The sequence below is a fragment of the Promicromonospora sp. NPDC057138 genome (assembly GCF_042670845.1).
GTDB lineage: Bacteria > Actinomycetota > Actinomycetes > Actinomycetales > Cellulomonadaceae > Promicromonospora.
Genome location: NZ_JBHUUX010000008.1, coordinates 14,009 through 26,297 on the forward strand (window position 1 = coordinate 14,009; position 12,289 = coordinate 26,297).

At 70.8% G+C, this 12,289-nt stretch carries 11 protein-coding genes; 1 reads left to right on the top strand and 10 read right to left on the bottom strand.

What is annotated here, in order from left to right:
- Positions 1-44 precede the first annotated feature (44 nt).
- The 10 genes from ACFT2C_RS07535 to ACFT2C_RS07580 form a co-directional block, all read right to left on the bottom strand.
- Positions 45-1,772, bottom strand: coding sequence for a family 43 glycosylhydrolase (locus ACFT2C_RS07535; protein ID WP_377206411.1), 1,728 nt, complete (start codon positions 1,770-1,772; stop codon positions 45-47).
- A gap of 177 nt (positions 1,773-1,949) precedes the next feature.
- Positions 1,950-3,473, bottom strand: a complete 1,524-nt coding sequence (locus ACFT2C_RS07540; protein ID WP_377206412.1) for a non-reducing end alpha-L-arabinofuranosidase family hydrolase — start codon at positions 3,471-3,473, stop codon at positions 1,950-1,952.
- Between the two features lie 166 nt (positions 3,474-3,639).
- Positions 3,640-5,142: an arabinofuranosidase catalytic domain-containing protein gene (locus tag ACFT2C_RS07545; protein ID WP_377206413.1), complete on the bottom strand. Its 1,503-nt coding sequence runs from the start codon at positions 5,140-5,142 to the stop codon at positions 3,640-3,642.
- 367 nt (positions 5,143-5,509) lie between these two features.
- Complete coding sequence (locus ACFT2C_RS07550) at positions 5,510-6,895, bottom strand: serine hydrolase domain-containing protein (protein ID WP_377206414.1); 1,386 nt, start codon at positions 6,893-6,895, stop codon at positions 5,510-5,512.
- 62 nt (positions 6,896-6,957) lie between these two features.
- On the bottom strand, positions 6,958-7,272 hold the full coding sequence (locus tag ACFT2C_RS07555; protein WP_377206415.1) for a CHY zinc finger protein: 315 nt from the start codon (positions 7,270-7,272) through the stop codon (positions 6,958-6,960).
- The gene (locus tag ACFT2C_RS07560; RefSeq protein ID WP_377206416.1) at positions 7,269-7,865 is read right to left on the bottom strand and encodes a CbiQ family ECF transporter T component; all 597 of its coding nucleotides are present in this window, start codon (positions 7,863-7,865) and stop codon (positions 7,269-7,271) included. Before ACFT2C_RS07560 ends, ACFT2C_RS07555 begins: the two co-directional genes overlap by 4 nt.
- A complete protein-coding gene (locus tag ACFT2C_RS07565) occupies positions 7,859-8,545 on the bottom strand; it encodes an energy-coupling factor ABC transporter ATP-binding protein (protein ID WP_377206417.1) in 687 nt (228 codons plus the stop codon). The genes ACFT2C_RS07560 and ACFT2C_RS07565 overlap by 7 nt, the downstream gene beginning before the upstream one ends.
- A complete protein-coding gene (locus ACFT2C_RS07570; protein ID WP_377206418.1) occupies positions 8,542-9,669 on the bottom strand; it encodes a thiolase family protein in 1,128 nt (375 codons plus the stop codon). The genes ACFT2C_RS07565 and ACFT2C_RS07570 overlap by 4 nt, the downstream gene beginning before the upstream one ends.
- Positions 9,659-10,867, bottom strand: coding sequence for an AMP-binding protein (locus ACFT2C_RS07575; RefSeq protein ID WP_377206419.1), 1,209 nt, complete (start codon positions 10,865-10,867; stop codon positions 9,659-9,661). The genes ACFT2C_RS07570 and ACFT2C_RS07575 overlap by 11 nt, the downstream gene beginning before the upstream one ends.
- On the bottom strand, positions 10,864-11,568 hold the full coding sequence (locus tag ACFT2C_RS07580; RefSeq protein WP_377206420.1) for a biotin transporter BioY: 705 nt from the start codon (positions 11,566-11,568) through the stop codon (positions 10,864-10,866). The genes ACFT2C_RS07575 and ACFT2C_RS07580 overlap by 4 nt, the downstream gene beginning before the upstream one ends.
- A gap of 70 nt (positions 11,569-11,638) precedes the next feature.
- Here ACFT2C_RS07580 and ACFT2C_RS07585 point away from each other — a divergent pair, with 70 nt between their 5' ends.
- Complete coding sequence (locus ACFT2C_RS07585) at positions 11,639-12,271, top strand: TetR/AcrR family transcriptional regulator (RefSeq protein WP_377206421.1); 633 nt, start codon at positions 11,639-11,641, stop codon at positions 12,269-12,271.
- Positions 12,272-12,289 lie beyond the last annotated feature (18 nt).

A 12,289-nucleotide genomic window follows, 5' to 3' on the forward strand; every position in this document is an offset into this window, starting at 1 on the left:
GGTCGGGCGCCGGGTTGCCGGCCCGGGCCCGACCCTGTGTTGGTTCAGCTCTTGCCGGCCAGGCGCCAGACCTGGTTCTTCTTGGTGGCCAGGGTACTGGCGGAGTCACAGGTCCACTGGTGGACCAGTGCTCCGACGGCGGTGGAGATCCCGCTGACGTCCACGCACTTGCCGCTGTGCATCGCGACGAGCTGGTAGTCGTTGCCGGCGACCTGCCGCAGCGTGAACTGCTGGTTCGTGCCGCCGTGGCAGGTCCACTGGTGGACCGCTGCGCCGTCGGCGGTGGAGACGCCGGCGATGTCGAGGCACTTGCCGCTCTGCTGGTTCACCAGCGAGTAGGTGTCCGCCACCCCTGACACGGGGCGGAAGTCGAACCGCTGTTCCGCACCTGTGCCGCAGGTGTACTGCCGGTACTGGGTGCCGTCGGCGGTGCTCCGGTCGGGGTCGTCCAGGCAGTACCCGCTGTGCTGGGCGACGGCGGTGGACGAGAAGGCGGACTGGCCGGTGGCGAACTGCCACCAGTTCAGGTTGAACAGGTACCCGCTGTCACCCGCGAAGCGCAGGTACAGGTCGTGGGTCCCGGTCGCACCGGTCACCGGGCACGAGACCGTGGTCCAGGTCTGCCAGCCTCCGGTGCCCGGCACGGTGCAGGTCCCGACCGTCGGCCCGGTAGGACTGTCCAGGTGCAGTTCGACCCGGCCGCCGCTGGCGCCTGAGGCCACCCTGGTGGTGAACGAGCTGGCACCGCCGCCGAACGCGACGCCCTTGACCTTGATGTAGTCGCCGTTCTCGACCCAGCTCACGTTCATCCCGCCCTCGCTGGAGGGTTCGGTCTCGATGCCGCTGCCCCACGCGATGGTCTCGGCTTCCTGGCGGACATAGGGATCGAGACTGCCGACCTGCGGCGCCCCCGCCGTCGTCATATTCATCGTCGGGATGGTGCCGTCGGCGTTGTAGCTGAACTTCTCCACCGAGACCGACCGGGTGAAGCCACCGCCGCCTGGCAGAGCGCCGTTGTGGTAGAAGAAATACGAGCTGCCCTGAAAGTCCACGATGCCCGCGTGGTTGGTGAAGCTGTTGCCCTGGGCGGGCATGACCGTTCCACGGTAGGTCCACGGTCCGGTCGGGCTGGGCGAGGTGGAGTAGCCGATGAACTCGGAGCAGCAGTTGGCCGCGAACACGTTGTAGTACAGGCCGCCTCGCTTGTAGACCCACGGGCCTTCCTCGTACAGCGTGGGACGGTCGGCGTTGCCGGTGCGGGTGCCGAACCCCGCGGTGGTGAGCGGTATCTGCGTCGGGCTACCGGAGTACGAGATCATGTCGGCGTTGAGCCGCACGTACCACAGCCTCGGGTTGCCGTAATAGAGGTAGGCCTGGCCGTCGTCGTCGATGAAGACGGTGGGATCGATCTCGGAGTTCTGGATCAGCGGACCGCCGATCGCGTCACGGAACGGCCCGGTCGGGCTGTCCGAGACCCCGACTCCGATGGCTTGCGATCCGTTGTTCATGCGCACCGGCACGTACCAGTAGAACTTGCCGTTGCGCTGGACGGTTTGTCCCGCCCAGGCGTCCGCGCTGGCCCAGCTGAAGGTCGCCAGGCTCATCGGCGAACCGTGATCGGTCCAGTTCACCATGTCCGACGAGGACCACACCCGCCAGTCGCGCATCGTGAAAGACGTCGGCGCCGAGTTGTCCTCGTCGTGTCCGGTGTACAGATAGACGCGGCCGTTGTAGACCAGCGGTGACGGGTCGGCGGTGTAGACGTGCTGCACGATCGGGTTGTCTGCCTGGGCCGCGGGCGAAAGAAATGCCGTGATACAGAGAAGGCTTAACGTCAAGGCGAGGACGCGTTTCGACGACCGCCTCAGTGTGAATGTCATTGTGTGAGTCCCTTATTGGGTTGGAATATGAAGGGGTGGCGTCGGCGAGAGCCGCCAGAAACCGACCCTCTAGCGCTGCAGTGTCAGCACGCCCGGCCGGTACGGCAGGAGGCCGTAGTCCCCGCCGTCGGTGCTGGGGTCGCGTCCCTGGTAGAGGAACTGCAGGTTGCAGGGGTCGATGGTCTTGGTCTGGTCGGGGTTGGTGCGGACCAGATCGCCGTGGCTGATGTCGTTGGTCCAGGTGGCGCCGCTGTTGGCCTTGCCGGCGAAGGGGTTGTTCACGGTGTCGGCCCCGGTCTGCGGTGTCCACGTGCCGTCGAGGCTGGTGGCCGTGAACGCGCGGAAGTAGCGACCAAACCCTGTGTAGTTCTGGGCCTCGACGATCATGAGGTACTGGTTCTGACCCTGGACCTTGTAGACCTCGATCGCCTCGAACAGCCTTTCCGGCGTGTCGCTCATGATCTTGGTGTAGTTCGAGCCAAAGCTGCTCGGGAAGTCCCCGATGGGCATGCTGGCGCGGTAGATGCTGCCGCGGTCGTCGGCGAAGAACAGGTACATGTTCTTGTCGTCGGCGATGAGGGTCTGGTCGATGGGGGCCGCAGGGGCGGGGAGGGTGCCCGAGAACAGCTGCTGCTGCGGGCCCCAGCCGTTGGGGTTGGTGGGGTCACTCGAGGTGCGGTAGGAGAAAGGGTCTGGCCAACCCCACTGGTAGGCGAGCACCCAGGTGTTCTTCGGGGCAAAGTAGAAAAGCGTCGGCGCGATGGCACCGAAGGGCATCCTGTTCTGGGTGGCCGACGCCATGTCGGACCAGTTCGTGAAGGGGCTGAAGACCGTCGATTCCCATTTCCCCTGGTCACCGGCGACGGTGTCGTGCGTCGTGGCATAGACGAGGTGCTTGCCGTTGTAGACGACGTTGGTGAAGTCCTTGAGCGAGGCCCACCCCGCGCTCGGCTGTGCCAGCGGGCCGGTCGATGTCCAGCGGTAGGTCGACGGAAGGGTGCATGTGCCGGCGCCCCCATCCACCTTGACGAGCTGCCACTGCTGGTTGGTGCCGCCCCAGTCGCTGTACTGCACGACGGCGGCGCCGTCGTTGGTCGCCGCGTTCTGGACCTCGACCGCCTTGTTGCTGTTGCGGTTGATCAACCGCACGTAGCCGCCGTCGGAGTCGGCCAGCCGGAACTGCTGGTTGGCGCCGCCAGTGTCGGTCCACTGGTGGATGGCGGCACCGTCGGCTGTCGACCAGTTCGACACGTCGATCAGCTTGCCCGAGTGCCGCGCCTTGATCTTGTAGTAGCCGCCGCCGGCGTCCACGAACTGGAACTGCTGGTTGTTGGCGTTGGTGCGGGTCCACTGGTGGATCAGGGCACCGTCGGCGGTGGACACGCCACTGACGTCCATGGCCTTGCCGCTGTTGCGGTTCAGCAGCACGTACCAGGCGGTGGGGTCGACCGTGGCGGCGGCGGCCGTCTCGGTGACCGCGAAGAGGCCACCACCAGCCAGTAGTGCCGCCACGGTGGCGGCGACGAGCCGCTTCAACCAGCGAGGTCGCCGCGACGGCGGCGCGATCGATTCAGAACGAGAAAGGGCAGACATGATCCTCCTTGACCAAGAGCCGAACGGTTCAGCCGAAGACGGCGCACCGCTACGCATGCCCGGCGCATGCGTTGAAAAGCGCTCACACCCCATAGGGGCGCAGCGGTGCCGCCGCCTTGGAGCGGCGGCACCGCTTGTACCTGTCAGGCCCGCGGCCGGGTCTGGTTCATCGGTAGCCGGCGGCGGCGATGTTCGCCTGGACCGCATTTTCGGTCGCATCTGACGGGTAGCCCGAGACGATGGCACCCTCGTAGAACGTGCCCGCGCTGTCGTTGATATTGCCTACCTCGGGTGAGCAGCAGTCGCCGCCACTTCCCAAGACGATGGCGCCTTGCTTCTTCATCGGGCTGTACACGTTGGGCTCGTTGGGAAGCGCGCCGTCCCACAGGGTGTACAGGTTTCCGGCCTGGGCATCGCTGCCCTTGATCGCGAATCGCGACGTCCCGTTGTTCTTGAGTGTCGCCGTGACGAACTTGCTGGTGAACGCCCGCTGGTTCGAGTTCCACGCGCTGCCGCCACCTGAGAACAGGCCCCATTCGAGGTCGGCCTGCACCCAGGGTCCGGTTCCGGAGCAGCCGCCGAACCAGCAGCTCGTCCCGAAGTAGATGGCGTCCATGGCACCTGGCCCGTCGGCCTTGCGGGTGGTTTCGCTGTTGCCGTAGTCGAAGCAGCAGCCGCTGTTGACATGCGTACCGCTGGTGACCATGTACATGCCCTCGGGTGCGCTGCCCGTCGGGACACCCGTCAGGTGGCCGTCGCGCCAGTAGCTGGTCCCGGGGTTGATGTAGAGCGAGTAGGCCTTGCTGCCACCGACCGTCAGCGATTCGGTGGTCGCTACGGCCGGGCGGGTCTGTGGTGAGCCCGGGACCACGCTGGAACCCTGGTACCACAGGTCGTTGCCACGCCCGGACTGATCGAACACGGCCGTGATGACACACGTGGTGTTTGCGCAGAAAGAGTCCTGGGCCGCCGCGTTGGCGACGCCGCCAGGGGTCAGTACGCCGATGTTGCGGGTTGTGTTGTCTGAGCGCCTGACCTGATACAGGTCTCCGTTGTAGGCGCTGTAGAGGGCGCGCGTTGTGCTGTGCGCCGCCACGCAGGGCGTACCGCCTGCGCCGTAGAGGTCGCACGGGCCGGAGCCGGTGCTCGCATTCACCTTGACGAGCTGCCACTGCTGGTTGCTGCCGCCCCAGTCGCTGTACTGCACGACGGCGGCGCCGTCGTTGGTCGCCGCGTTCTGGACCTCGACCGCCTTGTTGCTGTTGCGGTTGATCAACCGGACGTAGCCGCCGTCGGAGTCGGCCAGCCGGAACTGCTGGTTGGCGCCACCGGTGTCGGTCCACTGGTGGATGGCGGCACCGTCGGCAGTCGACCAGCTGGATACGTCGATCAGCTTGCCCGAGTGCCGCGCCTTGATCTTGTAGTAGCCGCCGCCGGCGTCCACGAACTGGAACTGCTGGTTGTCGGCGTTGGTGCGGGTCCACTGGACGACGCTGGCGCCGTCGGCGGTGGAGAAGTTGTAGACGTCGAGGGCCTTACCGCTGTTGCGGTTCACCAGCACGTACCAGGCGGTGGTGTCCACCGTGGCGGCAGCGGCCGTCTCGGTGACGGCGAAGATGCCACCACCGGCCACCACTGCCGCGACGGTGGCGGCGAGGAGCCGCTTCAACCAGCGAGGTCGCCGCGACGGCGGCGAAATCGATTGAGAACGAGAAAGGGCAGACATGATCCTCCTTGATCAAGAGCCGAACGGTTCACTTGAAGACAGCGCACCGCGACGCATGCCCGCAGACGAAGTTGTTAGCGCTAACATCCCCTCTGCGGCAGGCAGCCTTTATCCAAGCTTCGACGAAGGAAAGTCTGCCCGGTATGTCAGGCATCGCCGGCTTGACCAAATTGTGAGCGCTAACAACGCTCTCCGTCAAGAGGCGATATTCCAGACCCGCAAGCTGTGGCGCACCGCAGCGGTGCCGTAAGGGTCGGCTCCATCGTCCCCCTGATACGGGGTGCGATCACACGAGCGCAGGGGCCGGCTCCTACCCACTGAGCCCGCGCGCCCGGAACTCCTCGACCGGCCACGACGTCATGGCACCGATCCGAGCGGAGACGACGGCGCCGTCGGCGTCGCGCTCGACCTGGACCGGCTCGCCGACCGTGCTGAACCCGGCGACGGGCTCCTCCACCAGTCGGCCCTCGGACACGACGAGCCGCAGCGCGTCCTCGGCCGGCTCCGCGGCACGCGGGTTGATCACGTGCACGATCCCGCCCAGGTCCACGACGTCGGACACACCCCAGAGGTTGGCGAAGCGCCCGAAGGGCGCGTCCGCCGGGACGGGCGGCACGCCCTCCTTCGCGGCCGCGAGCGCCAGGTCGATGAGCTGGATGACTCCGACGGCGATCTGCTCGGCCTTGCCGTCGACGGCGTTGGTCAGGGAGGAGACGACGAGCCCGTCGACGGGGTCGATGTAGGTGCGCGTGATGTGCCCGGGGTAGCCGCCGGAGTGCCCGACGACCTCGCGGTCCCCGATCTTGCCCATCCCCATGCCGACGCCGTACCGGCCGACCTCCTTGCCGCGCACCACGAGGCGGGATTCCTCGCGCTGCATGATGCGCTTGCTGGCGTCGCTGATCAGGGTGGTGTCGCCGAACACGTGCGTGGCGCCGTAGCGGACCATCTCGAGCGCGGTGGAGTACCAGCCGGTGGCGGCGGCCATGGCGCGGGTGTCGACGTGCGGGAGGACGTGGCGGGCGTCCTTGTGCGTGATGCGGCCGGTGTGGCCGGCGGCGTACTCGGCGGCGCGGGCGGGCTCCAGCTCGGTCCCGGTCCGGGTCAGCCCCAGCGGTTCGACGACGGCGGTGCGCGCGGCCTGGTCGTACGTCTTGCCGGTGACGCGCTCGATGATGATGCCGAGCAGGCTGTAGCCGATGTTCGTGTACTTGAAATGCTCGTTGGGCTCGAACACGACGCCCTCGGTGCGCACGCACTCCAGTACTTCGGCACGATCGAGGAAGGGCTTGTGGTACTGCCAGAAGTCGCCGTCGGACGAGTCGCGGATGATCCCGGCCTGGTGCCCGAGCAGCTCGCGGACGGTGATGCCGGCGGCGCGGGAGCCGTCGAGCTCGGGCACGAGGTCGCCGACGGCGTCGTCCAGGCGCAGCTTGCCGCGCTCGACGAGCTGCATCACGAGGACGCCGGTGAACGTCTTGGAGTGGGAGGCGACGCGGAACAGGTGGTCGCTGGTGAGGTCCTCCCCCGTCTCGAGGTTGGCCTTGCCCCAGGCGAGGTCGACGAAGACCTCGCCGCGGCGGCCGACGGCGAGCTGCAGGCCGGGGATGCCGTGGTACGCGGCCTGGAACGAGGCCCAGTCGGCCAGGTAGGGCGCTATGGAGCGGAGGGTCTGTGCGGTGCGGTCGTCAGTCACGGGACGACTCTGTCAGGTCCGAGGCCAGGAAGTCACCGTGGTTTCTGACCTGCGCGCTCGGGCTATCCGAAGTAGATCGAGGAGTGGAGTGCGCAGCGCGGGTTGAACGCGGCTGCGCAGGCCGGGCACCGCGCGGCGCCCCGGTACTCCGTGACGGTCAGCTCCGTCCAGCAGGCGCCGCACAGCACTGCCCGCTCGGCGCCGGCTCCGGCCGGCCACGGCCGCGACGGGTGGTCGGCGGTCTGGTCATGGCACAGATGGCACGGGTAGTACTGGCCGCAGCACGCGAAGCGGATCGCGACGATGTCCAGCGGCGTCCGATAGTGGACGCACCTGGTCTGCTCGTCGACCGTGGGGCCGAGCACCGCGGGCTTCATCGCACTCCGCGTGCGGCGAGGGCGTCGCCGAGCTCGTCCGCGTGCTTGAGCGCCATGACCAGGAACGGCATCGCGAAGTGTCGAAGGCTTCGTCCGCCGCCGCGGGCGCGCTGGGCCTCGCGCACGTCGCGGGCGAGGCCGGCGAGCACGGGCAGCGTGCTCAGCGTCACGGACAGCGTCAGCGCGGCGCGCCGCGGGTCGATCCGCAGCCACGCCAGCGGCCCCATCGCCCGCTCGATCGTCTCCAGCAGCTCGGTCGCCCGGGTGGTCAGCGCGAGCAGCGCGGCGAGCGCGCAGGCCGCGGCGACCCGCGCGGTGTTCGCCGCCGCGCTCTCGGGGCCCTGGAAGATCAGCTGCCCGGTGAGGGTCAGGCCGAGGATCCAGCGGGTCGCGACGAGCTGGCGGCCGAGCTCGCGCATCCCCACGTCCGGCACGGCGTAGCAGGCGAGGCAGACGCCGGCCATGACCCCGGCGGCCCACCAGGTCGCCGGGAGCAGGCAGACGCCGAGCACGATCAGCAGGAGCAGGGCCGTCTTCGGGCCTGACCGCAGCCGGTGCCACGGGCCGTCTCCGGGCCGGTACAGGGTCACCATCGGATTCCCTCCTCGTACGTGGCGATCACGCGCGCGGGCGCCCCGACGGCGGTCACCGTCCCGTCCTCGACGAGCACCGCCGTGTCGCAGCGCCGGGCGAGCCCCAGGTCGTGGGTGACCAGGACCAGGCGATGCGCTGTGTCGGCGAACAGGTGGTCGGCGACGCGGCGCGCGTTGCGCGCGTCCAGGTAGGCGGTCGGCTCGTCGGCGACCACCAGGTCCGGGCGCCGGACGAACGCGCCGCACAGGGCGAGAAGCTGCTTCTCGCCGCCGGACAGGTCGTGCGATGACCGGGCGGCGAGGTCGGTGAGGCCGAACCGGTCGAGCGCGGCGGCGACGCGCTCGGCCTTCTCGTGGCGCGGAGACTTCTCGGTGCGCAGCGAGAACGCGACGTCCTCGGTCACGGTGGGCATGACGATCTGCGCGTCGGGGTTGCTGAAGATCACCGCGACGCGGCGGCGCAGCTCCGCGGCCTGCCGCACCGGGTCCAGGCCGAGGACGCGCACGGTGCCGTCGCTCGCGGCGACCAGGCCGCTGAGCAGGCGCGCGAGCGTCGACTTGCCCGAACCGTTCTCGCCGATGACGGCGACCGTCCGCGCGTTCAGCGAGAGCGTCACGTCGCGCAGCACGTCCGTGTCGCCCAGGCGCACGCCCACGCCCTCGAGCGCGATCCCGTTCATCGGATCACCTCGACGACCGCCGCGACGCCCATCCCGCCGCCCACGGACGCCGCCGCGACCCCGAGCGTCCCGGCCGGGGCGCCCGCGCGGACGAGCCGCCCGAACAGCCGCACCACGCTGATCGCACCGCTCGCACCCCAGGGATGGCCCAGCGCCAGCGCTCCGCCGTCGGCGCACACGCGCGGGTCGTCGTCGTCCAGGCCGAGGCGGCCGAGCACGGCCAACGACTGGGACGCGAACGCCTCGACGATCTCGAACGCCGCGATGTCGCCGACGTCGGCCCCGGCGGAGTCGAGGGCGGCCCGCACGGCCGGCGCGGCCCCGACTCCCGGCAGGGCGGGATCGCAGCCGACCACCGCATGCCCCCGGACGGCGAGGCCGGGTGCCCGCCCCGCGAGGCGGCGCGGCACGACGGCGACCGCCGCGGCTCCGTCGCTGATACGTGTGGCCGTCCCGGCGGTGAGGGTGCCGCCCGCGAACAGGACGGGCAGCCGGGACAGCAGCCTCTCGGCGACCCCGATGGAGTCGTCGGCGGCCAGTCCTGCCACCGGGACGAGCTCGGCGGCGAATCGTCCCGCATCGCGGGCGGCGCGCGCCCGGCGGTGGCTGCGTGCGGCGTGCGCGTCCTGCCGCTCCCGGCTGATGCCGTCGGTCGCGGCCAGGTCCTGGGCGGCCTGCACCATGTCCGGGTCGGGCCACCCCTGCGGCGTGAACGGGGCACGGTCGTAGCGCACGCCGTCGACCGACCGGGCCGGAGCCGTCGACGCGCTCTCGACGCCGCCGGCGATCCGCGGACGGTCGTCCCCGGCCCGGATCGCCGTCGCGGCGTCGAGCACCGCGGCGAGGCCGCTGCCGCACTGCCGGTCCACGGTCGCACCGGTGACCTCGATACCGAGCCCGGCCGCCAGGGCGGCGACCCGGGCCGGGTTGCCGCCCGGGCCCATGCAGTTGCCGAGCACGACGTCGGCGACGTCGAGCCGGCGCCCGGCCGCGGCCTCGGCGTCGGCCCGCGCGGCACGGATGACGGGCGCGGCGAGCTGCTCGACGTTCAGGGAGGCCAGCGCCCGCCCGCGGGTGCCGATCGGCGTCCGGCGGGCGGCCACGATGACCGCGTCATCCGGCAACCCGGCTCACCTCCCCGGCGAGCGCGCGGCGGACGATCTCGGCCCGGGCGGGCTTCCCCGACGCGTTGCGCGGCAGCTCGCCCGTGAACCAGATCCGGGGCCGATGCGCGGGGCCGAGCCGGCCGGACACGATGCCGCGCAGCGCGCCCGTGCCGATCGCGGGGAACCCGGGGGCCGGTTCCAGCATCGCGGCGACGAGGGCTCCGACGCCTCCCGCGGGGTAGCCGAAGACGACGGCGTCCCCGATCGCCGGGATCTGCCGGAGCTCGGCCTCGACCTCCTCGGGGATCACGGTCGCCGAGGCGGTGAGGATGGCGCCGTCCGCCCGGCCGCGGAGGCGCAGCGTGCTGGTGCCGGCCCCGGCGTCGGCGTCGGTCCCGGCGGCGGTCCCGGTCCCGGCGGCGGCGTCGGCGGCGGCGGCGGCCGCGGTCTCGAGCTCGGCGAGGTCGCCGACCGTCGCCCAGGCTCCGTCGGTGCGCAGAGGTCCGCCGTCGCCGAGGTAGCCGAGGGCCGCGAACGGGGATCGCACCCACAGCTCGCCGTCGCGCACGTCGAGGTCCACCCCGGGGAAGGGGCGCAGGCCGGCGCCGTCGTCGACGGCCACGAACGAGAGCTCCGCCGCGCCGTAGTAGGCGATCACGCGGATGCCCCTGGATTCCGCGAGCGCGCGCACCTCGTCGTCCAGGTGGGAGCCGCCGACGAGCGCGGTCCGCACCCGCGGGAGCTGCCCGCCGTCGAGCAGGGTGCGCAGCGCCTGCGGTGTGCCATGGAACGAGGTGGCCTCCGCAAGGTTCCCGTCGTGCCCCGGGAACACGGGACGCGGGCCGCCGCTCAGCGCGTGCGCCACGGAGAACAGGGTGAGCGAGGACGACGGCGGCGCGGGCAGGGCGACGACCCGTTCGGCGTCGGGCACGCCGGGGTCGTGCAGGAGCGCGGAGACGGCGGGAAACGACCGCTCCCAGGACGCGGCCGTGCGCAGCACAACGCGCGGCGTGCCGCTGCTCCCCGAGGTCAGCGACGCCCAGGCCGCGCCCGCCGGCGGGCGCGCGTCCCGCACTAGATCGTGCACGGCTGCCCGTTGCGCCTCGGGCCAGCGCCCGTCGCCGACGAGCGGGATGTCGCCCGCGGCGCGCACCGCGCGAACGGCGTCGACCACCTCGTGCGCGGCGACGTCCAGCACGACGATGCGCGGCGTCACTTGGCCGGCTGCGTCGGGGTGTCGACCGCCGGGGCGTCGGCCCCCGCGGCGTCGGCCCTCGCGGCGTCCGCCTCCGGGGCGTCGGCCCCCGGGGCGTCGACCTCCAGGCGTTCGCTCGAGAGCCAGGTCCGCCGGAACGCGCGGGGATACGCGCGCAGGAGCGTGCCGACGGTGAGCGTCGCCAGCGTGGCCTTCACCAGGTCGCCGGGGATGAACACGAGGCTCGACAGCGCCGTCTGCCCGAGCGACAGCCGCATGACCAGGCTCTGGACGGGGATGCCGAAGGCATAGACCACGACGATCCCGCCGACGAGCATGGCGAGCGCCGTCCGCCACACGGCCGGCTTGCGAGCGGACGAGTGCACGATCAGCCCGATGACGAACGCCCCCGCGATCCAGCCGATCAGGTAGCCGGCGGACGGTCCGACGAAGACGCTGATGCCGCCGCGCCCGCCGGCCAGCAGGGGAAGCCCAGCGGCGGTGAGGGCGAGCAGCGCGACGACGGAGAGCGCCCCGCGGCGCGGCCCGAGGATCGCGCCGGCGAGCATGACCCCGAAGGTCTGCGCCGTGATCGGCACGCCGCCGAAGACGCTGAAGCTGCCCGGCAGGCCGAGGGCCGCGATCAGCGCGGCGAAGACGGCCACGCGGGCCAGGTCGGTCGCGTCGAACACCCTGCGCCGTGGTTCGTGATCGTCTCGCACTGGCTTCTCCTTAGCGTTGTTACACCTGAACGGTGTTCACCTGAACGGCGTTCAGCACCATACTGGGGTGATGAGCGGATCCCCAAACGGACGGCGGCACAGCCGCGACGACGTGTCCGAGATGGCCCTCCGCCTCCTGGATGAGTACGGGCTGCCCGACCTGACGATGCGCAACATCGCCACGGCCCTCGACGTGCGGGCCAGCGCCCTGTACTGGCACTTCCCGAACAAGCAGACGCTGCTCGCCGCGGTCAGCGCGCGGATTCTCCGGCCGATGGAGGACGTGCGCGTCGAGGAGCTGACCGTGTCCGAGGCCGTCCGCCAGCTGGGCGCACGCCTGCGCGAGTGCCTGCTCGCCTATCGCGACGCCGCCGAGCTGGTGTCGAGCTCGCTGGCGCTCGGGCTCGTCGACTCGCCGATCTGGCCGCAGCTGATCGTGGTCACCCGCCGCGACGGGGTGCCGGACGCGCTGTCGCGGGTCGCCGCGGAGGCCGTCATGCACTTCGTGGTCGGGTACACGTTCCACGAGCAGCAGCGCTTGAGCGCGGACGCGTTCGGGCTGCTCGCCGCGGACACGTCCCTGAACCCGGAGGACGCGGGCACGCAGCCGGCGGAGGACGGGGACTTCGGGGAGGCGCTGACGATGATCGCCGACGGCCTCGAGGTATCGGTGCGGCAGTACACGGAGGCGCCGACCGGCTGATCGGGAGGCTGGCCGATC

What these genes read in the sequence shown, in the direction of transcription:
- ACFT2C_RS07540 (WP_377206412.1), bottom strand. Translation starts at nt 3,473, where the DNA reads ATGTCTGCCCTTTCTCGTTCTGAATCGATCGCGCCGCCGTCGCGGCGA.
- ACFT2C_RS07585 (WP_377206421.1), top strand. Translation starts at nt 11,639, where the DNA reads ATGAGCGGATCCCCAAACGGACGGCGGCACAGCCGCGACGACGTGTCC.
- ACFT2C_RS07555 (WP_377206415.1), bottom strand. Translation starts at nt 7,272, where the DNA reads ATGAAGCCCGCGGTGCTCGGCCCCACGGTCGACGAGCAGACCAGGTGC.
- ACFT2C_RS07565 (WP_377206417.1), bottom strand. Translation starts at nt 8,545, where the DNA reads ATGAACGGGATCGCGCTCGAGGGCGTGGGCGTGCGCCTGGGCGACACG.
- ACFT2C_RS07560 (WP_377206416.1), bottom strand. Translation starts at nt 7,865, where the DNA reads ATGGTGACCCTGTACCGGCCCGGAGACGGCCCGTGGCACCGGCTGCGG.